Origin of the sequence: uncultured Lutibacter sp., from assembly GCF_947495725.1 — a bacterium.
GTDB lineage: Bacteria > Bacteroidota > Bacteroidia > Flavobacteriales > Flavobacteriaceae > Lutibacter.
The window spans coordinates 1-20689 of the sequence record NZ_CANLZZ010000001.1 but is presented as its reverse complement, the minus strand read 5'-3'; the positions used below and the strand labels follow the sequence as shown (position 1 = coordinate 20689).

At 30.3% G+C, this 20689-nt stretch carries 15 protein-coding genes; 6 read left to right on the top strand and 9 right to left on the bottom strand.

Going from position 1 to position 20689, the window contains the following annotated elements; genetic code table 11:
• Nucleotides 1-73: 73 nt before the first annotated feature.
• From ahcY to Q0776_RS00065, 3 genes are all read left to right on the top strand, one after another.
• Nucleotides 74-1390, top strand: a complete 1317-nt coding sequence (ahcY, locus tag Q0776_RS00075) for an adenosylhomocysteinase (RefSeq protein ID WP_298363319.1) — start codon at nucleotides 74-76, stop codon at nucleotides 1388-1390.
• Nucleotides 1391-1781: 391 nt separating this feature from the next.
• Nucleotides 1782-2222 (top strand): Hsp20/alpha crystallin family protein, encoded by a 441-nt coding sequence (locus tag Q0776_RS00070; protein ID WP_298363317.1) that lies wholly within the window; start codon nucleotides 1782-1784, stop codon nucleotides 2220-2222.
• A 191-nt stretch (nucleotides 2223-2413) separates the two neighbouring features.
• Nucleotides 2414-3253 (top strand): DMT family transporter, encoded by an 840-nt coding sequence (locus Q0776_RS00065; RefSeq protein WP_366138468.1) that lies wholly within the window; start codon nucleotides 2414-2416, stop codon nucleotides 3251-3253.
• A gap of 7 nt (nucleotides 3254-3260) precedes the next feature.
• Here Q0776_RS00065 and Q0776_RS00060 read toward each other — a convergent pair whose 3' ends face one another.
• From Q0776_RS00060 to Q0776_RS00050, 3 genes are all read right to left on the bottom strand, one after another.
• Nucleotides 3261-4781 (bottom strand): YifB family Mg chelatase-like AAA ATPase, encoded by a 1521-nt coding sequence (locus tag Q0776_RS00060; protein ID WP_298363312.1) that lies wholly within the window; start codon nucleotides 4779-4781, stop codon nucleotides 3261-3263.
• Nucleotides 4782-4849: 68 nt separating this feature from the next.
• Nucleotides 4850-5884, bottom strand: coding sequence for a LacI family DNA-binding transcriptional regulator (locus Q0776_RS00055; protein WP_298363305.1), 1035 nt, complete (start codon nucleotides 5882-5884; stop codon nucleotides 4850-4852).
• Nucleotides 5877-8267, bottom strand: a complete 2391-nt coding sequence (locus Q0776_RS00050; protein ID WP_298363297.1) for a penicillin acylase family protein — start codon at nucleotides 8265-8267, stop codon at nucleotides 5877-5879. Before Q0776_RS00050 ends, Q0776_RS00055 begins: the two co-directional genes overlap by 8 nt.
• Before the next feature lie 163 nt (nucleotides 8268-8430).
• Between Q0776_RS00050 and Q0776_RS00045 the strand changes: the two genes are divergently transcribed.
• Entirely contained in the window at nucleotides 8431-8631 is a 201-nt protein-coding gene (locus tag Q0776_RS00045) for a helix-turn-helix transcriptional regulator (RefSeq protein ID WP_366138465.1), read from the top strand.
• On the opposite strand, the gene Q0776_RS00040 is transcribed toward Q0776_RS00045, so the two are convergent.
• The 6 genes from Q0776_RS00040 to lpdA form a co-directional block, all read right to left on the bottom strand.
• Nucleotides 8628-9143 (bottom strand): DinB family protein, encoded by a 516-nt coding sequence (locus Q0776_RS00040; protein ID WP_298363292.1) that lies wholly within the window; start codon nucleotides 9141-9143, stop codon nucleotides 8628-8630. The two genes, Q0776_RS00045 and Q0776_RS00040, sit on opposite strands and share 4 nt — an antisense overlap.
• A 3-nt stretch (nucleotides 9144-9146) precedes the next feature.
• Nucleotides 9147-11735, bottom strand: coding sequence for a phosphoenolpyruvate carboxylase (locus Q0776_RS00035; RefSeq protein ID WP_298363290.1), 2589 nt, complete (start codon nucleotides 11733-11735; stop codon nucleotides 9147-9149).
• Nucleotides 11736-11828: 93 nt separating this feature from the next.
• Nucleotides 11829-12203 carry a hypothetical protein gene (locus Q0776_RS00030; RefSeq protein WP_298363289.1) on the bottom strand — a complete coding sequence of 125 codons (375 nt, stop codon included), beginning with the start codon at nucleotides 12201-12203 and terminating at the stop codon, nucleotides 11829-11831.
• 56 nt (nucleotides 12204-12259) lie between these two features.
• Nucleotides 12260-13618, bottom strand: coding sequence for a tRNA lysidine(34) synthetase TilS (gene tilS, locus Q0776_RS00025; RefSeq protein ID WP_298363287.1), 1359 nt, complete (start codon nucleotides 13616-13618; stop codon nucleotides 12260-12262).
• A gap of 13 nt (nucleotides 13619-13631) precedes the next feature.
• The gene (locus Q0776_RS00020; protein ID WP_298363286.1) at nucleotides 13632-14933 is read right to left on the bottom strand and encodes an anthranilate synthase component I family protein; all 1302 of its coding nucleotides are present in this window, start codon (nucleotides 14931-14933) and stop codon (nucleotides 13632-13634) included.
• A gap of 63 nt (nucleotides 14934-14996) precedes the next feature.
• On the bottom strand, nucleotides 14997-16397 hold the full coding sequence (gene lpdA, locus Q0776_RS00015; protein ID WP_298363285.1) for a dihydrolipoyl dehydrogenase: 1401 nt from the start codon (nucleotides 16395-16397) through the stop codon (nucleotides 14997-14999).
• A gap of 459 nt (nucleotides 16398-16856) precedes the next feature.
• On the opposite strand from lpdA, the gene Q0776_RS00010 reads away from it, so the two are divergent.
• Both Q0776_RS00010 and Q0776_RS00005 read left to right on the top strand, forming a co-directional pair.
• Nucleotides 16857-17414, top strand: coding sequence for a hypothetical protein (locus Q0776_RS00010; RefSeq protein ID WP_298363284.1), 558 nt, complete (start codon nucleotides 16857-16859; stop codon nucleotides 17412-17414).
• A gap of 36 nt (nucleotides 17415-17450) precedes the next feature.
• Nucleotides 17451-20689, top strand: a 3239-nt coding sequence (locus Q0776_RS00005) for a hypothetical protein (protein WP_298363282.1), incomplete at its 3' end; no start/stop codon positions are given.

The window sequence follows — 20689 nt, the reverse complement described above, 5'->3', positions numbered from 1 at the left end:
AGGTATTTTGTACTTTTGCAAAACTTTAAAACTAATTTATAACAGTTTTAAATAAACAACAAATTTAATAAATATGAGTACAGAAACACCAACTTACGTAAAATATAAGGTAAAAGATATCAATCTTGCAGATTGGGGGCGAAAAGAAATTGAGTTAGCTGAAGCAGAAATGCCGGGCTTAATGAGTTTAAGAGAAGAGTATAAAGGGCAAAAACCTTTAGCCGGAGCAAGAATTGCTGGTTGTTTACATATGACTATTCAAACAGCAGTGTTAATTGAAACATTAGTAGATTTAGGAGCTGAGGTAACTTGGAGTTCTTGTAATATTTTCTCTACACAAGATCAAGCTGCTGCCGCAATTGCTGCTGCAGGAGTTTCAGTATATGCCTGGAAAGGTATGAATGAAGAAGAATTTGATTGGTGTATAGAACAAACATTATTTTTTGGTGAGGATAAAAAACCATTAAACTTAATTTTAGATGATGGTGGAGATTTAACTAATATGGTTTTGGATAAATATCCAGAATTAGCTGCCGGAATTAATGGTTTAAGTGAAGAAACTACTACTGGAGTTCACCGTTTATACGATCGTATGAAAGCTGGAACATTACCTATGCCTGCAATTAATGTAAACGATTCTGTAACAAAATCTAAGTTTGATAATAAATACGGATGTAGAGAAAGTGCTGTAGATGCAATTCGTAGAGCTACCGATTTAATGTTGGCAGGTAAACGTGTTGTTGTTTGTGGTTATGGAGATGTAGGTAAAGGTACAGCAGCTTCTTTTAGAGGTGCTGGTTCTATTGTAACTGTAACTGAAATTGACCCAATTTGTGCTTTACAAGCTGCAATGGATGGTTTTGAAGTAAAACGGTTAGATACAGTTGTTGGAAAAGCTGATATTGTTATTACAACTACAGGAAATAAAGACATTGTTCAGCCTAAGCATTTTGAAGCAATGAAAGACAAAACTATCGTTTGTAACATTGGTCATTTTGATAACGAAATTGATATGGCTTGGTTAAACGGTAAATACGGTTCTTCAAAAGTGGAGATAAAACCTCAAGTAGATAAATATACAATTGGGGAAAATGAAATTATTGTACTAGCTGAAGGTCGTTTAGTAAATCTAGGTTGTGCAACTGGTCATCCAAGTTTTGTTATGAGTAACTCATTTACAAACCAAACGTTAGCGCAATTAGAGCTTTGGAATAATCGTGATGCATATGAAAATAAAGTATATATGTTACCAAAACATTTAGATGAAAAAGTAGCACGTTTACACTTAAATAAAATAGGAGTTGAGTTAGAAACGTTGCGCGAAGACCAAGCAGAATATATAGGTGTTAAGGTTGAAGGACCATTTAAGCCAGAATATTATAGATATTAGTATTGTGATAGTATAAAAAATCTTAGGAATAAAAAAAACCACTCTATTTGAGTGGTTTTTTTTGTGCAATTTCCCCTAATAATCAATTTAATTCTTTCTTTTTCATATTGTAAAATTACCTCCATTTAATTGATTGATCGAGGGGGTAATCACTAAATCTTTTAGGGGTAAAATCCCCTTTTTTAATTTTATTAATTCAATTTTTCTTAAATAATTGACAATTTTTATACTTAGTAGTTGACAACTATTAGTTTTAGTTCTTTAGAATGAAACAAGATTTTCAATTAAAATGAGAACTCTCATTTTTTGAATTGATGAGGGTCATTTAGATTATTATGGTATTGCACTAGTATTGCATAGTAAAAAAATGTTTAATTAAAAATTTAGAATTATGTCACTAGTAAAATTTAAAAGAAGACCATTTGAAGACATACTCTCTCCAGATTTTTGGGATTTTAAAACCAATAATTTGTTTGATGATAGAATGTGGTTAAGAAAAGTAAATGAGCATGCGTTGAATATAATTGAAAAGCCCGATGAGTTTGAAATAGAGTTATCAGCTCCAGGATTTAATAAAAAAGATTTTGACGTAACAATTGATGACGGATGTTTAAATATTTCTGCAAAAAAATCAGAAGAAAATGTAAAAAAAGAAGATAAGTATACTAGAAAAGAGTTTAGTTATAGTTCTTTTGAAAGATCTTTACAGCTTCCAGAAAATATTGTTGATGAAAAGATAAAAGCTAAATATGATAATGGTATTTTAAGATTTACATTATCTAAAAAAGAAGAGGTAAAAAGCAAAAAGCCAAAACATATTGAGATTGCTTAATCTGTAGAATAATAATTTGTATTATAAAAATACTTGTATACCAAAGCTTATTTGCTTTGGTATTTTTTTTCTATATCTTTTAAAATTTGTTATAAAAACAGATCATAATTCAAATATTTAAAAACTATTGAAGAGAATCAATTTTATAAATTGCTATTTTCGCAAAATATTTACTATTATTAAATATTTTTATGAAAAGCTCTACAGCAATTTTTTATATGATTTTTAGTGTGATTGCATTTGCAATTATGAATGCTGTAGTGAAATATTTAAATGATTTTAGTGCCTATCAGATTGTCTTTTTTAGGTCAATAGGTACTTTATGTTTTACTATTCCTTTAATTATAAAGCAAAAAATTCCGTTTTTAGGTAATAATAAAAAACTGTTATTTATTAGAGGTGCCGCAGGTGTAATTTCATTAACATGTTTTTTTCAATCATTAAATTATTTAGCCGTTGGAACGGCGGTTTCATTAAGATATACATCACCAATTTTTGCAGCAATTTTTGCATTTATTTTTTTAAAAGAAAAAATAAAGCCTATTCAGTGGTTTTTGTTTTTGGTGGCGTTTACAGGTGTTTTAATAATTAAGGGGTTTGGTGTAGATGTAAATTCAATAGGGTTACTTTTAATTATGTTATCTGCGGTTTTTTTAGGCTTAATATTTGTAATTATCCGGAAAATTAAAAACACAGAAAATTCACTAGTAATTATTAATTATTTTATGATTATGGCTTTTATGTTTGGCGGACTAATGTCTATTAATAATTGGAGAAGCCCAAATTTAGTAGAATGGTTGCTATTATTAAGTTTAGGTTTTTTTGGATATATTGGTCAGTTATACATGACTAAAGCATTTCAATCTCACGAAACTAATGTAATTGCTCCTTTAAAGTACTTGGAAGTTGTTTTTATGATTATTATTGGTGCAACTTGGTTCCAAGAAGTTTATAATTTATGGACTTTACTGGGTGTGTTTTTAATTTTAGTTGGATTGGTTTATAATATTTATTTAAAGAAAAAAAGCTGATTTTAGTTTAACCTAGCCAACCTTCTCTATCCAAACTTCTATACTGAATGGCTTCTGCAATGTGATTTGATTTTATATCTTCTGAATTATCCAAATCACTAATTGTTCTACTAACCTTTAAAATTCGATCGTAAGCTCTAGCAGATAAATTTAAACGCTCCATAGCGTTTTTTAATAGTGTTTTACTTTCTTCACTTAATTCACAAAATTTCCTAATTTGTTTAACATTCATTTGAGCATTGTAATGTATATTTTCAATTTTCTTAAATCGAGTAGATTGTTTTTCTCGTGCTTTAGTTACTCTTTCGCGTATTGTTGTGCTAGACTCAGCTAATTGCTCTTCTGAAAGTTTTTCAAAAGGAACTGGATTAACTTCAATATGAATATCAATTCTATCTAATAATGGCCCAGAAATTTTACTTAAATAACGCTGCATTTCGGCTGGTGATGAGGTTATAGGAGCATCGGGATCATTAAAATAACCACTTGGACTTGGATTCATACTGGCTACCAACATAAAGCTACTTGGGTAAGTTACTGTAAACCTTGCTCTCGAAATAGTAACTTCTCTATCTTCTAATGGTTGACGCATAACTTCAAGTACTGTTCTTTTAAATTCTGGTAATTCATCCAAAAATAAAACACCGTTATGTGAGAGTGAAATTTCACCAGGTTGAGGATATTGTCCACCTCCAACTAGGGCAACATCTGATATTGTATGATGAGGTGAACGAAATGGTCTTTGACACATTAATCCATTTTCTTTAATTTTTCCAACTACAGAATGAATTTTTGTGGTTTCTAAAGCCTCTTGAAGTGTCATTGGAGGCAGAATAGAAGATAACCTTTTACTTAGCATAGTTTTTCCACTTCCTGGAGGTCCTACAAGAATAATGTTATGTCCACCTGCAGCAGCAATTTCCATAGCTCGTTTTACAGATTCCTGCCCTTTTACATCGGCAAAATCAAACTCGGGATTATCTAAATTTTTATAGAATTCTGCCCGAGTATCTATAATTGTAGGTTCTAGTTCACATTTTCCATCAAAAAAATCAATAACTTCTTTAATATTTTCAACACCAAAAACTTGTAAGTCATTTACAATAGCTGCTTCTTTAGCATTTTGTTTAGGAAGTATAAAACCTTTAAAATTTTCTTCTCTAGCTTTTATGGCAATAGGTAGTGCGCCTTTAATAGGTTGTAGGCTTCCATCTAAAGAAAGTTCTTCTTCAACATTTTCAGACTTTATTTGATTTGAAGCTGCTAAAATACCTATTGCAAGGGTTAAGTCATATGCCGATCCTTCTTTTCTTAAATCGGCAGGCGCCATATTTATGGTAATTTTTTTACCCGGAAGTTTATAACCATTATTGTTTAACGCAGCCGAAATTCGATAACTACTTTCCTTAATTGCATTATCGGGCAACCCAACTAAATGATAACCAATTCCTTTATCTATGTTTACTTCAACGGTAATAGTTGTGGCTTCAACGCCAAAGACAGCGCTACCATAAATTTTCACTAGCATATTTTTTCTTTTTTTATAAAAATAGAAAAAAATGCAATAATTAATAAACTATAGTTATGATAAATTATCTAAAACTTAATAAATAAATTTTTAGTAGACTCTCTTTCAACAAGTTCGGTTCGAATAATTTCAGTTTTTATATCGTCAAACTTAATTTTACCTTCAAGCTTATCAATAAGTCTAGTTGCAGCAACTTCACCAGTTGTATGCGCAAAACGGTTAACACTTGTTAATGGTGGAGAACCATATCTTGATAAGATACCATTTGTAAATCCAACAATAGAAATTTCTTCAGGAATTTTTATACCCCTTTTATTTAAAACTTGGGTGGTTAATGCGCCAGAAACTTCATCAACAGTAAAAATACCATCAACTTTATTATTGTCGAGCATTTTATTAATACGCTCAGTTAAATTTTCTTCTCCTTCTTGTCTAATTATTAGATCTTCATTTGGTTCAACTCCATATTTTTCCAGAGCTTTAAGGTAGCCTTTCACTCTAAATTTATTAATGTTTAAACCTTCAGAAATAGATATTAGCGCTATATTTCTACAGTCGGATTTCATTAAGTATCGAGTTGCTTTGTAGGCGCTTTTAACATTGTCTGTTACAACTTTATCACAATTAATGTCTTTGTGAACTCTATCGTATAATACAATTGGTGTTTCTTCTTCTAAAATATCATGGAAGTGATCAAAGTTTTCCATTTTTAAAGTTTCAACTGAAATACAGGCAATAAAACCATCAATAGTTCCATTGGAAAGCATTTCCATTGTGTCAACTTCTTTTTTATACGATTCGTTGGTAATACAGGTAATTATATTGTATCCTTTTTCTGTTGTGACTTTTTCTATTCCTCGCAATACACGTGCAAAATAGTAGGTTAAAATATTTGGAATTATAATACCTATTGTTTTTGTTTTTTTATTTTGTAAGCTTAAAGCAAGCGTATTCGGTTTATACTTATGTAATTTAGCATATTCCTGAATTTTGCTTTTCGTTTCATCACTAATTTCGTAACTGTCATTTAAAGCTTTTGAGACAGTAGAAATTGAAACATGTAATGCTTGTGCAATCTGCTTTATGGTTATTCTTTTAGTCATTGCTTGGTATAAAAGTTAGGTTGGTTGAACTGTTTACTATTTCTTGTTTATTTAATTTCATTTTTCTGAAATTTCCTTTGTTATACATTTCAGCTTGATTATTATAGTGTTTGCTAAATGGATTTCCAGATTGACCAGTTGGCAAGATACTAATACTATTTTCAATATCCGAAAAATCAATTACTCTTCTAGTAGATGGGCCAGCAGTTATTTTATAGAGTCCGGTATCATCATACAAATATCCTTGGTTATCAATAACTTCACGTGCGCCTTTCATTGAAAATGGCCCTACATTAAAATATTTTTTTAAAGATGCTATGGTTCCTAATGGATGTGGATGTTCTACAGTGTGTACTTTGCCCCAAATCCAAGAGTCTATATTATTCCCTAGTTGACTTTCGAGTGAAGTAATGGCTTCTTTAAATGATTTTACAAGAATATCCTTTTTAGTTTCTTTTATTTTTTCGGTATGTATATTATCCCACCAAATAGAAGAATTTTTTTCTAAATGATCAGCGATAATTCTTTTCATTAAATGTGTGTCCAGAAGCTGATTAAAAGTTGTAGAACCTAATTCATCTTCAAACGTATTTTTTAAATATAAGTATACTAATTTGTTATAAATTGTAGGTGCAATTTCTTTTTCAGAATTTGAGCCGTCCCATTTTTTTAAAATTCCTAAAGCTATTTCTTCATTTTTTGAAAATGAAATGTTTTCAAATGTTGCTGTAATGTTTTTTACAATTTTGGGTGAAACAGATGAGGTAACATCATTAATCATAGTTGCCATATCTTGCTTGTTCCAATCATTTTTTGGTTTAATAAGTTCAACTATTCTTTTGGCTCTATCTTCTGGAAGATAATAACCCGGATATAAAATATTAGCAATAGTATCGGGTTGGTTATTAGCTGAATAAACATAGTTCCATTCTGGGTTCTCGGCCATCGGATTTTGACTAAAATCTAAATATTTAATTGGGTCGTCATTTCCAGAAACACCATTTAAAATAAATTTTGTGTTAACATGTGGATTGTATTTAACCAATTTGCCAGATGCCCACCAAGCAATATTTCCTTCTTTATCACCATACATAATGTTTAAACCAGGAGCATGTATTAAACTTGCACCTTTTTTTACATCAGCCATTTTTTTTGCTCTCGATATTGTATAAAGTGCATTTAGTATTTCGCCATCTAATTGCGTAAATGTCCACCACATTGAAATAGGTTCTGCTTGGGTAATTTGATTGATAACATTGTTCATTATTGGTCCGTGGCGCGAGTTTTTAATTTCTAGTGTTACATCATCAGCATCTTTTACTTTAATTATTTTCGATGTAATTTTATAGTCTAAATATCCTTCAGGAGACTTATATTTTTTACTATTTTCGGGGTAATTTTCTTCTTTGTAAAAATTAATGTCATCGTTTTCAAACATTGTAAGTCCGTAAGCGTAATTTCTATTATGGCCTAATAAAGGAAATGGAACACCTGCGATATGATAGCCATACATTTCGTAGTTAGGTGTTGCAATATGAGCTTCAAACCAAACAGCTGGTTGTGAAAACCCAATGTGAGGATCATTTGCAAATAAAACCTTACCTGAAGAGGTTTTTTTGGAAGAAATAACCCAGCTATTGCTACCTATAAAAGAAGGGATTGGAGATGTTTTTAAAATATCATGAACACTTGCAACAATATTTTCAAAGTTCTCAATGTCGTCTTTGGAGTTTTTTATTAAAACTGTATTTGGGTTTATATCAATGTTTAATTCTTTTAAATATTCATTTCCAAGTTTGTCTTTAATTAAAGTTAATAATGGATCCGTTTTATGAGCCATCGCAAAACTGAAAGACATATAACCCAATATATTATAAACATCATTTAATGTGTACGGTTCTTTTTTAATTCCAATTAAAGTAAATTCAATTGGAGTTGCTCCGTTTTTTACAAATTGGTTTACTCCGGACAAATATGCTGTGGCTAGTTTATAAACTTCACTGTTTTTGTTTAACTTAGAAATGCTTCTTTTTGAAGCTTCTTCAATACCAAGGCTAACAAAAAATTTGTCGTTATTTATCATATCTTTTCCAAAAATTTCAGATAATTTCCCAGGAGCTATTCTTCGCATTAATTCCATTTGCCAAAGTCTGTCTTGTGCATGAACATATCCAAGAGCCACCATAGCGTCTTTTTCAGTTTTAGCATAAACATGAGGAATTCCATAATCATCAAAATAAATATTTGTTTCTGTTTCAATATTTGATAGTTTTATGGAACCTTCATAGGTAGGTTTAAGATTGTTATAATAAACCCATCCTCCAACTATAATTATAGTTACAAGAATAAAAATAAAAAGTGCTATTTTTTTTAAAATTCGCATTAAAAACAAACGATTTTTTTTGGTGCTGCAAAGGTAATGATTTTTACGAAAAGGTAATAGTAAGAATAATTTTACTAAAAGTAAAAAATAGTATACATTTGATTAATTAATATAGCATCCCGGAGTTTTAAGTGGATTTAAATGCGTTATAAAATCAACGATTATGAAAAATAATATTAAAGTGGAGCGTGCCATACATAATTTTACACAAGCCGAATTAGCAGAGCTTATTGGGGTTACGAGACAAACGATAAATGCAATGGAGTTAAATAAATATGCACCATCAGTTATTCTGGCTTTAAAAATATCAAAATTATTTAAAAAGCCAGTTAATGAAATTTTCTTTTTGGATAGAGGAGATTAAATGTATTTCTTCTTAATTATATTTAAATGATGTGTTTGATGACCGGCAATTATAAAACCTAAAGCTCTTACCGAAAAGTCACTTCCATTAGCGGAGCCTGTTAATGAAAACATTTCAGGAGAAAAGCTTTTAAACATAGCTATAGTTCCATTTCTTACATAGGAAAACTCATCCAAAAGATCTTTTAAATCGCGATTGTTTCCACTAGAATTAGCTACGTACCAATCTTCATCAAATCCTTCAAGGTGTGTGGCGTCATTTCTTGAAAACCGTAATGCTCTATAACTTAAAACCCGTTCGGCATCAATAATGTGCTGAACTAATTCTTTTATTGTCCATTTTCCTTCAGCATACCGAAACACTAATTTTTTTTCAGGTAAATTTTCCAAAGTTGATAACAAATCTTCAGCAGAGGATTTTAAAATTTCAAACAAATCAACTTCTCCAATTGTCTGAATATATCCACCGTAAAAGGGAGCATATTCGCTTGTATTTAAATGTGCCGAATTCATTATTTAAGCCGAATTTCTACTAGCATTTATATTTCCAAATAATGATCTCATTACCATTTTTTCATATACTTGTAACTCTTCTTGGTTTATAGTTTCCTCATTTTGTAATTCTTGAATTTTACGTAATGCAAATTGTTGAATTGTTAATAGTGGCAACACAATATTTTCTCTAATGTCTATTGAAGCTTTCCCAACTGGGTTGCTTTGCATTAAAATATCGTAATCAGAAAGTTTTAAGATTAATCTTTTAGTAGTTAAATATTCATTGTGAATAATTTTCCAAAATTCTCCAAATTCTTTATCGTCAGCCATATATTCTGTCAATTCGAAAAACGATTTTGAAAGTGCCATCATACTGTTTCCAATAAGTGCTTTAAAGAAATCGGACCCATTATAAAATGCTTTAATTTTATCAAATTCCCCAGTATCTTCATATTTTTTTAATGCTGTTCCAACACCAAAAAATCCTGGTACATTTTGTTTTAATTGACTCCAAGAACCAACAAATGGTATTGCTCTTAAATCGGAGAATTCGAGCGAGCTAGATTTTGAACGTTTTGATGGTCTACTACCAATATTGGTTTTTGCATAATATTTTAATGTACTCATATGCTCTAAGTATGGCATAAACTTAGGGTGATTTTTAAAATCAGAATAAGCTTTATAACTAGTTTGTGCTAAATCATTCATTATTTTATTATCACTCTTAGTCATAATATGATTTGCATTGCTAAATAGCTCATTTGAAATACCAGCACCTAATAGTTGTTCAATATTATATTGAGAAGACTCTAAAGTTCCAAAATTAGAACTAATAGTTTGTCCTTGAACAGTTAATTGTATTTCTTCATCTTCAATAGTTGGACCTAAGGAAGCATAAAATTGATGTGTTTTTCCTCCTCCACGCGCTGGTGGTCCACCACGTCCATCAAAGAAAATAACTTTAATGCCGTATTCTCGAGATATTTTGGTTAAATTTTCCTTTGCTTTAAAAATAGACCAGTTAGCCATTAAGTAACCACCATCTTTTGTTCCATCAGAAAAACCAAGCATTATAGTTTGTTTACTTTTTCTTGATTTTAGATGGTTCATATAAACTGTGTTACTGTATAATTTTTCCATTACACCAGCTGCATTGGTTAAATCGTCTACAGTTTCAAAAAGCGGAATAATATCTGCAGAAATATTGTGTTTAAAGCCACATAAATTAAACATTGCAAATGTTTCCATAACATTTACTGCTGTTTGATTATTACTTATAATATATCTATTTGCACCTTTTTCGCCATTGTTTTGTTGAATAGTTTTTACAGCTTTAATAGAACCTAAAGTTTTAACAGCCATTTCATCTTTAAAAATGGAGACATCAACATTATCTTCAACTTTTGCTAAAATGTCAATTTGTTCATTTTCAGAAAGGTCTAAATAATTTTCAGGAAATAAAGTACTGCCTTTTTCTTGAAGTGTTTTTACTATTTCAGAAAAAACATTGTGGTGAACTCTACTGTCTTGTCTAATATCTAAGGTGGCAAAATGATAACCAAAAATGTGTACTTTATTTATAAATTCATTTATTTCATCAATATAAAGAGATTGATGCTTCGAAATCAACGTTTCTCTAATGGTATAAAGCTTTTCTTTAAATTCATTAAGAGGAATCATTGTGTTTTCTGTTGGATTAACACTATTATTAAATAAAATAGCTTCTAATTCGGAGATTATTTGCTCAACACCATCAAAGGTTAATCTTCTTTTTAGTCTACGAATGTCTCTATAATAATTTTTTAAAATAGTTTGTTTTAATCTTTTGGCAACATTTAATGTAATTTCTGTTGTTACAAACGGATTTCCATCACGATCTCCTCCAGGCCAAAAACCTAAATCAATCACTTCGTTATCAACTTGTTGTCCGTTAAAAATATTGCTTTGAATATAGTCGTAAACAGATGAAACTGAATGGTAAAAAACATTTTCTAGATACCAAATTAAGTTTACGGCTTCATCATACGGAGACGGTTTTTCTTTCTTAAAAAAAGGTGTTTTTCCTAATTGCGCTAATAATTGATTTATAACTAACAAATCATTATTTTCAATTGCTTCTGTTAAGTCATTTATAATACCTAAAACATTACCCGGATAAAATTGTGTTGGGTGTGCTGTTAAAACAACGCGCACTTTAAAATCTTCTAAATGCTTTCTTAAAGCATCTGTTTTATTTTCTAGAGCGGCTTTTTCTTTACTGTTTCTTAATGTTCCAACACCGTCCATATTGTTTACAATTGGAAATGCTGCGTCTTCAATAGCATCGAACAAAACAACTTGACGCTCAATGTATTGTATAAACTTAAAAAGTAAATTTAATTTTTCTTTTTCAGAAGGGTTTTTTTGATAGGTTTTAAAAAAAGCTTCAACAATTTCAGTTGGATTTTTTTTATTTGAAAATCCTTCTTTACAAACATCGTGAAATAAAGGTAATAAAACTCCTGTTTTAGTAATTGTATCAAACGGAAGCGTCATAAATATACTATTGTAAATTTGATATTTAGACAATACATTCTCGTTAAATCTTGTTAGTTTTGGTTGTTTGTGCATATTTTTTAGTTCTTGAGGCGAAAAATACAAAAGCTTCTTTAAAAATTCGGGTTTTGGTAAATAAATTTAACGAAATCGTTTTTTTTGTGAATGCTAGTATTTTTTAGGGATGTAAGGTAGATAAAGTTTAGATACATCAAAAAAGCTTTTTTCTAAATTTCGTTTATTATAAATATTCTTGTATGTTTCTGTAACGTAATCATTAGATTTTTTTAATTTTTTAAATGGAATTGAAAAATATCCTTTTTTTAAAAGATGATAATTAAAAGAAGCAAATCTATAAATGCTTAAGTCTGATGAATTATTAAAAGAAGATATAGTGTTAAAACTAGACGAGTTTTCTATTGTGGTGTAAATGCTTATTGGTAAAGTTGTATGTTCTTGCTCTATTTTTTTTTCTTGCGAAAACACACTTGTTTGAGCGAAAATTGTATAGATTATTATTAAATTAAAAGAATTGAATTTCATTTAAATAAAAGGTTATTTATACGTCTAAGTTAAACATTACCAAATTATTTACAAAATTATTGTTTTAAAGGGTGTTTTATTTTTAAAATTTTAGAAGTGTATTTAGAAACTTTAAAGCGTTCATCTAAACGATGGCCAATTACCCAAACAATTTCGTTATTTGAGCATAATATCCAAGTATTTTCTTTTTCTATTATAGAAAATTTTTCATCTTTAAAAAACTTGCTTAATTTCTTTTTTCCTTTAAGTCCAATAGGATAGAAGAGGTCTCCTTTTTCCCATTTTCTAATAATGAGTGGAAACTTTAGTTTATCATAATCAATTGAAATTGTATTGTCATCATTTAAAATAACTTCCTCAAAAACTTTATTCGCTTGGTTTTTGGTGTCAAAAGGAATATCTACGGCTTTAAATTTTAATTTTATTGGTGTTTTAATTTTTGAAGTATTCTCATGTATTTCGAAATAAACAGATTTTTCTACTGTTTTTATTTCAGATAAAATCAAAACTTCTCTGTCTTTTAACAATCGATGCGATTTGCTTACTACTTGTTTTCCACTTTGGGCATTTATTAAATCATTAATATCGTCCCATTGTGTAAAACCGTAATCTTTTAGTAGTTCGTAAAAATAAACTTTAGGATTATTTAATTTTTGTAATTGAGCTATATTTATATGAATATCATTGTTAACAATAGTAGTAGATTGTTCTTTAATAATTTTAATATAATCATTAACTATTTGCTGGCTTCCCTTTAGGTTTTCAACGGTTTTAGTAAAAGTTTCTAATAAACTAGGGTTTAATTCTTTTAAAAAAGGAACAACCTTATGTCTAATTTTATTTCGCACGTATTTTATGGAAGAGTTGGTGCTATCTTCTCTCCATTGTAATTTATTTCTAGTGGCGTAAACCAATATTTCATTTCTAATAAATGGAAGCAAAGGGCGTACAACATTTTCATTAACTTCTGGTATTCCAGTTAATCCATCTAAGCCAGTTCCTCTAGTTAAATTAATTAAAAAAGTTTCAATTACATCATCTTTTTGATGTGCTGTTACCACGTAATCTAAATTATGCTTTTCTAAAAGTTGTTTAAAATAGTTATATCGTAATTCTCGAGCGGCCATTTGGGTTGAAATTCCCATTTCAGAAGCATAACTTTCAGTGTCAAATTGTATTGTATATGTAGGGATTTTTAATTCATTCCCCCAATCTTTCACAAATTTTTCATCTTTGTTGCTTTCTTTTCCACGCAAAGAAAAATTGCAATGCGCTAAAGTAATATCGAAATTTAATTTGTATAAAATATGGGTAAGAACTACACTGTCAATTCCGCCAGAAATTGCTACCAAAAGTTTTTTATCAATTAAAAATGATAAATTTTTATTTATATGTTGTTCAACAACTGTTCGCATAGGGTAAATATACTTATTTAGAGTTTAATAAAACTTGTTTCATGGCTTTTGCTTTAAGCAAACATTCCTCATATTCTTTTTCGGGAATTGATTTTGCGGTAATAGCTCCACCAACAGAATATGAAATATATCTTTTTGAAGCGTTGTATAAAATACTTCTAATAATTACGTTAAAATCAAAATCGCCTTTTGGTGAAAAATAACCAACAGCGCCAGAATATAAACCTCGTTTTGTTTCTTCCAATTCTTCAATAATTTTCATTGCTGAAATTTTTGGGGCGCCAGTCATACTTCCCATTGGAAATGTATCTTTAATAATGTCTACAGGATGAATGTTTGGTTTTATTTTACAAGAAATAGTTGAAATTAATTGATGCACCTGTTCAAAAGTGTATACCTTACAAAGTTCGTCTACTTTTACGGAGCCTTTTACTGCAGAATGAGATAAATCGTTTCTAACCAAATCCACAATCATAATATTTTCGGCTCGTTCTTTTGGATTCTTTTCTAACGCCGAAATTAATTCAATGTCTTCTTCTATAGAGTTTGCCCTTTTTTCAGTTCCTTTAATTGGTTGAGAAATTACCGTGTCTCCATCCTTTTTTAAATAACGTTCTGGTGATGCGGAAAGTAAATATTTGTCGTTTAACTTTAAAAAAGTTGCAAATGGCGGTTTAGAAATTTCATTTAAATTTTGATATATTTCTAAAGGGTTTATGGTTGAATTTTCGCAATAAAACTCTTGACAAAAACTAACTTCGTAAATATCTCCACGGTGAATATGGTTTAATACCGAGTTTAATTTCTGAAAATACTCATCTTTATGAATACGTAGTTTAATTTTGATTGGATTGGTTCTTGGTTTTTGGTAGTTGGTTCCTGGTTGATTTATATCACTTAAATCAGTTTTTATTTCAGAACTAAAGTCATTTAAATATTTAATTTCAACGGTGTTTTCTTTTATAAAAAATATTTTTTTTGGTTGAAAAAAGTACAAATCAGGAAAATGCAAACCATCAAAATTGTTAGATTCAAGCTTTTCAACATCATTTTTTAAATCGTAACCTAAATAACCGAATATATAATCGTTGGTGTTAGTTTGATATGTTTTTAATTTATCAAATGCATTTAAAAAAGTTGATTCTATTCTTGAAAATGAATCAACGGCAAGTACTGCATCAAAATTTGAATGTTTTTGTTGGTAGTTGTTGCTATCTAGCCAAACAGCAATTTTAAACTGTTGAGCCCATTCTAAAAGTTTAGATTTAAATTCAGAAATACTTGTAACCTCAATTATTTTATTGGTGCGTTGCATTGTAGCAAAAATAGAAAAGTCCTTTCATATTGAAAGGACTTTTTTGTATAATATATTTTGATTTTAACTATGTATAGCTCTATTGTTAACATCTAAGCATGCTTCTTTAAAAGCTTCTGTAAATGTAGGGTGTGCGTGAGATGATCGTGCAATGTCTTCACTAGAAGCTCTAAATTCCATTGCAATTACTGCTTCTGCTATCATATCTGCAGCTCTTGCTCCAATCATATGAACACCTAAAATTTCATCAGTTTCAGCATCAGCCAATACTTTTATTTGTCCATCAATATCCATACTTGCTCTAGCCCTACCTAAAGCTCTCATCGCAAAAGAACCAGTGTTGTATTTAATTCCGGCTTCTTTTAATTGCTCTTCTGTTTTACCTACACAAGCAACTTCGGGCCATGTATATACAACGCCAGGAATTAGATTGTAATCTATATGTGGTTTTTGACCTGCAATTATTTCAGCAACCATTGTTCCTTCCTCTTCAGCTTTATGAGCTAACATAGCACCTTTTACAACATCGCCAATGGCATAAATGTTAGAAACATTTGTTTGTAAATGTTCGTTAGTTTCTATTTGACCACGTTCCGTAACTTTAATTCCTACGTTTTCTAATCCTAATCCTATTGTATAAGGTTTTCTTCCTACTGAAATTAAAGTGTAATCTCCTTTAAATTCTGTTGGAACGCCTTTTTTATTATCGGCAGTAACAACAACTTCATCTCCATTATTTACGACCGAAGTTACTTTATGACTTGTAAAGAATTTAATTCCTTGTTTTTTTAATGATTTTTGCAATTCTTTAGAAAGCATTGCGTCCATTCCAGGAGTAATGGTTGGCATATACTCAATTACTGAAACTTGTGAGCCTAAACGGCTGTAAACCGAACCTAACTCTAAACCAATAACTCCCCCTCCAATAACAATTAAATGCTTTGGAATTTCACTTAAACTTAAAGCTTCAGTAGAAGTAATAACTCTTTTTTTGTCAATTTCAATAAATGGTAAAGTTGATGGTTTTGAACCAGTAGCTATAATAGTTTTTGCAGCTTCTATTTCTTCCGAAGAACCATCTTCTTTAGTTATTTTAATATGAGTGGCATCGGTAAAACTTCCAACTCCTTGTAAAGTGTCAATTTTATTTTTATCCATTAAATAATTGATGCCGCCAGATGTTTGTGAAACTACTTCGTTTTTACGATTAATCATTTGCTCAAAGTTTATAGCTAAACCTTTTACATCTATTCCATGAGTAGCAAAATGTTTGGTTGCATCGTAATAATGGTGTGATGAGTCTAATAATGCTTTTGAAGGGATACATCCTACGTTTAAACAAGTTCCACCTAGTGTGTTGTATTTTTCAATAATAACAGTTTTTAATCCTAATTGTGCGCATCTTATAGCTGCAACATATCCGCCAGGGCCTGAGCCAATTACGGCAACATCGTATTTATTCATAAATTTTACTTAAGTAAGTGAAAAGCAAAAATAGAAAATTTATAGTTTTAAACTATTAAATATATAAATAATGATAACAGTTTATATGATTCTGAGAAACAAGAGGTTGAAACTAAAAATTAGTTTGTATAGGGGTTGTGAAGTTTATTTAATATAATTTACCATTTATTGCTGTTTTGCTTCATTTAGTTAATAATTAGTAAAAAACTCCCTTAAAATCAATAACATATGTTTCATTGTTTATATATTTGTAAATAATTGAGAAATGTCCCTACCCCCACAGAACTCATTAAATAGAAGCCTTATAGGTTGGATTTAATATCCTTATTGAATTATATAATGTATTTTTTTACATTATTAGGATAGTTAGACTCTATATTTTAGTCTTGAGGGTTGATGTCAATTAGAATTAGTGTTTGGATTTTTTTCAAACGTTGATATTAACTAAATAAAAAGATTATGAAAAAAATTACTTTAATTGATGTGTTAAAATCTGGAGTAAAAATTACAGCTATTTGTATTCTATTTTTATGTGCTGTTAATTTGAATGCACAGGATATAGTAGTTTATGAGCTGGATCAAGGTCAAGATTCTCAAATAAATAAAAGCACGACTAAGGCTAAAAGCGGATTGATGAAAAAATCAACATCAAATTCTGAAAAATTTTTGAAAATAGTTAAAAAAAATGAGCCTGCAGTTTATTTAAATAATAATACTATTAGTAAAGTATCAGAAAGTTTTGAGCCAAATAGATTAAAAGCCAACAATGTTCAATCTTTAGAAGTTTTAAAAAGATCCAATAAATTATTTAATAAAGTAGAATTGATAACGGTCAATTTAAAAAATGAAAAAGAATTGAATACCCCAATTGATTTATCAAGTTTTAAAGGAGTTAATAAATTAAAATACATTTATGTTAAATGTTATTTCAAGTGTACCAGTAATCAAATTAAAACATTCGTTTTAAATGCAAACCCAAAAATATCTATTTTTTATTCTATGGTAGACCAATCATAAATAATAATAGGAAAGGTTAATTTAAAAGAGCATTATATGAAAAATTTTTACACTACAAATTTTTATCGTTATATAAAATCAATTAAACTTGTTTTAATATTAGTCATATTTATTAATATAAGTTTTAGCGGTTTTAGTCAGGAAAGAGTTCCATTTAAGCCGAGAACTTCAGAATTTTCTCCAAATAAAACTATCTATAGCGTAAAAGGAGATTTCACCATGTTAGGAAATACAAATCTTACTTTGGTTGATTATGATGGTTACAATATAGAAGGAAATAATCCTTTAGATCCAGATAATGATAATTATCCTACTAATAGTGAGGATATGGAGTATGTGGATGTTGATCAAGATGACAATACTTGGAATTCTTCTTCTTCAACATTAAGTTTACATGAAGATGCGTCAAAAGGTATTTTACCAGAATGTTCAACAATTGTCTATGCCGGTTTGTATTGGACAGGAAGAGCTGGTGAATCTGAAGTTTTTGAGGTTACAAAAGATTTTCCAACTGGTAATTTTCAAACTATTACAGTTACTGATGAAGATGAAAGTGTTTATGATGAAGATGATATTGATAATACTAATTATACGTTAGATATAAGCAGTTCTTCAAGCAATAATAATTGGGAAAAAATTTACACATTTACGTCTTCAAATAATGATGATGATAAAGTTGAATTTTTCTATAGAGGGACTAAAAATGGAAATACATGGGTTTATTCACTTTCTAGCTCTATCAATGATGCTGCGGAAACTCCAGTTCCTTATAGTAGTATAAATGGTGATAATGTATATTTAAATGATTCTTATGAGATTTTTTCAGATTCAAACTATACACTTGAAGTAACAAGGCTTAGAAGAGATGGTACTGATAGAGCTTATGTTGATGTTACATATTTAGAAGTTGTACCCGAAGTAATTCAAAAAACAAAGAGTTTTAACAAGCGAGAGGTAAAGTTAAAGGGACCTAATGCAGATGAATATACTACAATAAGTGCTAGTTCTATAATGAACCCAAATAATCCAGATAATAAAAATATTTACTTTCCAACAACTCAAGATGGTAGAATGTATTCGGCATATGCAGAGATTACAGAATATGTTCAAGGAGCAAAAGGTGGTTTAGGAGAATATTTTGTAGCAGACATGGCTCTTCTTGAAGGAGATGGTGGAGGTACTGGATACTATGGCGGATGGGGAATGGTGGTTGTGTATGAAAATTCTCATATGAAATGGCGAGATATTACGGTTTTTGATGGTCATGCATATGTACAGGGAAGTACTACAGTTAACTATAATTTCGATGTAGAGGGCTTTAATGCAGTACAATATGGAGATGTTAATGTTAAGTTAGGTGTTATGGCAGGTGAAGGAGATAGAGGAATTTCAGGAGATTATTTTGAAATTCAGAAAGGTCTTTCAACTGATTTTGAGCGTTTGAATAATTCCAGAGGAGAAAGCGATAACTTTTTTAATTCATCGATAAATACGGGTGGTAATTTGCGTACCCCAAATTTGTTAGATAATTCAGGTGTCGATATTAGTATTTTTAATTTAGATAATGCCGACAAATCAATTATTGGGAATAACCAAACTTCTACAAAGTTTAAATACGGCTCAACGCAAGATACATACATAATTTTTAATGTAACATTTGCAGTTGATGCATATATTCCAGAACCTGAAGGAATAGTAACAAGCGTTTCTGTTAATGGTTTACCTCCGACAGGGGCAGTAGTAGAGCCGGGTCAATTAATAAAATATAAAGTAGAAATAAGAAATAAGGGAACTGAAGCAATTAATGATACGCAAATAGTAATACCTATACCTTTCATCTCAAATTATAAGGATATGAGTATTAGTTCTTTTATCAATTATCCTTTGCAAACTACAAATGATGATCCAAAATATTACCCTAATATAGGTGCAACCGGATCAATTATTTGGGACATAGGTTATTTGCCACTTCCAGACGACACAGATACATTATTAGGTGAAGTTTTTTTTGAACTCAAAGCATCTGAAGATTGTGATCTTTTACGAAGTGCTTGTTCAAGTTCTATTTCATTAAATGGAGTTATTTCTGGAGTTGGAGAGACTTCACAAAATACTTTTTCACAAGTTTTAATACAAGGCCATATAACATCTGGTCAATGCCAAGGGGTAGAAATTCCTACACCATTAGTAATTGGTTTAGATGCTCAAAATTTTATAGATGAAAACTGTGGTAATGAACCTCCTATTAGAAAGTTTGATTTTTGTCTGAATACAGATGGAATTCCAGTTTCAGATATTGAGGCTCAATTCCCTCCAGGAACAAGATTTTATAGTGATTCAAATTTAGATTCAAATACAGTAGAATATACATCCCTAAATCCTATTCCAGGAAATATTATAGGTAATACTACATATTATGGTTTTCCTCCAGGAGAAACAAGTTGTTTTTACCAATTCACAGTTAATATTGTATCACAACCCTCCGCACCTAATGCTTCAGGTGATACGTATTGTGAGGGTGATACTATTTTTTCAGTTACAGCAACGGGTTCATCAGGAACAACATTTACTTGGTATAGTGATCAAGAATTAACAGTTGCAATAGATACTGATGCTACTTGGTCTCCAACAATTACTGAGGAAGGTACAGAGACTGTTTATGTAACTCAAAAGATTGGTAATTGCGAAAGTGAGGCAACAAAAGTAGATGTTATTATTAAATCGTCGCCTGATGTGCCTACTTTAAATATAACCCCACCTACTTGTTCTGAGGATGGATTTACAAAGATTTCAGATTATGATGGGTCATATACTTATACATTTACTCCAACAGGACCAAGTGTTGACGGAACAGGATTAGTAACAGGAGCTACCATAGGTACAGCTTATACAGTAACAGCAACTAATTCAGATGCGTGTGTTTCAGGAGCTTCTGAAAGCTTTACAAATTTAGCGATGTTACAAGCTCCAACAGCAAATGCAGGTGCGGATGCAACGATCAACTGTACCAATACAACAGCACAGTTAACAGCAACGGGAGGAGTTTCTTATTCTTGGGCACCAGCTACAGGATTAAGTGCTACAAACATTGCGAATCCTATTGCAGATCCAGCAAGTACAACGACATATACCGTTACTGTAACAGCAGCAAACGGATGTACAGATACAGATGATGTAAAAATCACTGTTGATGAAGCTGCTCCAACAGCAAATGCAGGTGCGGATGCAACGATCAACTGTACCAATACAACAGCACAGTTAACAGCAACGGGAGG

What these genes read in the sequence shown, in the direction of transcription:
- ahcY (WP_298363319.1), top strand. Translation starts at nt 74, where the DNA reads ATGAGTACAGAAACACCAACTTACGTAAAATATAAGGTAAAAGATATC.
- Q0776_RS00070 (WP_298363317.1), top strand. Translation starts at nt 1,782, where the DNA reads ATGTCACTAGTAAAATTTAAAAGAAGACCATTTGAAGACATACTCTCT.
- Q0776_RS00065 (WP_366138468.1), top strand. Translation starts at nt 2,414, where the DNA reads ATGAAAAGCTCTACAGCAATTTTTTATATGATTTTTAGTGTGATTGCA.
- Q0776_RS00060 (WP_298363312.1), bottom strand. Translation starts at nt 4,781, where the DNA reads ATGCTAGTGAAAATTTATGGTAGCGCTGTCTTTGGCGTTGAAGCCACA.
- Q0776_RS00055 (WP_298363305.1), bottom strand. Translation starts at nt 5,884, where the DNA reads ATGACTAAAAGAATAACCATAAAGCAGATTGCACAAGCATTACATGTT.
- Q0776_RS00050 (WP_298363297.1), bottom strand. Translation starts at nt 8,267, where the DNA reads ATGCGAATTTTAAAAAAAATAGCACTTTTTATTTTTATTCTTGTAACT.
- Q0776_RS00045 (WP_366138465.1), top strand. Translation starts at nt 8,431, where the DNA reads ATGAAAAATAATATTAAAGTGGAGCGTGCCATACATAATTTTACACAA.
- Q0776_RS00040 (WP_298363292.1), bottom strand. Translation starts at nt 9,143, where the DNA reads ATGAATTCGGCACATTTAAATACAAGCGAATATGCTCCCTTTTACGGT.
- Q0776_RS00035 (WP_298363290.1), bottom strand. Translation starts at nt 11,735, where the DNA reads ATGCACAAACAACCAAAACTAACAAGATTTAACGAGAATGTATTGTCT.
- Q0776_RS00030 (WP_298363289.1), bottom strand. Translation starts at nt 12,203, where the DNA reads ATGAAATTCAATTCTTTTAATTTAATAATAATCTATACAATTTTCGCT.
- tilS (WP_298363287.1), bottom strand. Translation starts at nt 13,618, where the DNA reads ATGCGAACAGTTGTTGAACAACATATAAATAAAAATTTATCATTTTTA.
- Q0776_RS00020 (WP_298363286.1), bottom strand. Translation starts at nt 14,933, where the DNA reads ATGCAACGCACCAATAAAATAATTGAGGTTACAAGTATTTCTGAATTT.
- lpdA (WP_298363285.1), bottom strand. Translation starts at nt 16,397, where the DNA reads ATGAATAAATACGATGTTGCCGTAATTGGCTCAGGCCCTGGCGGATAT.
- Q0776_RS00010 (WP_298363284.1), top strand. Translation starts at nt 16,857, where the DNA reads ATGAAAAAAATTACTTTAATTGATGTGTTAAAATCTGGAGTAAAAATT.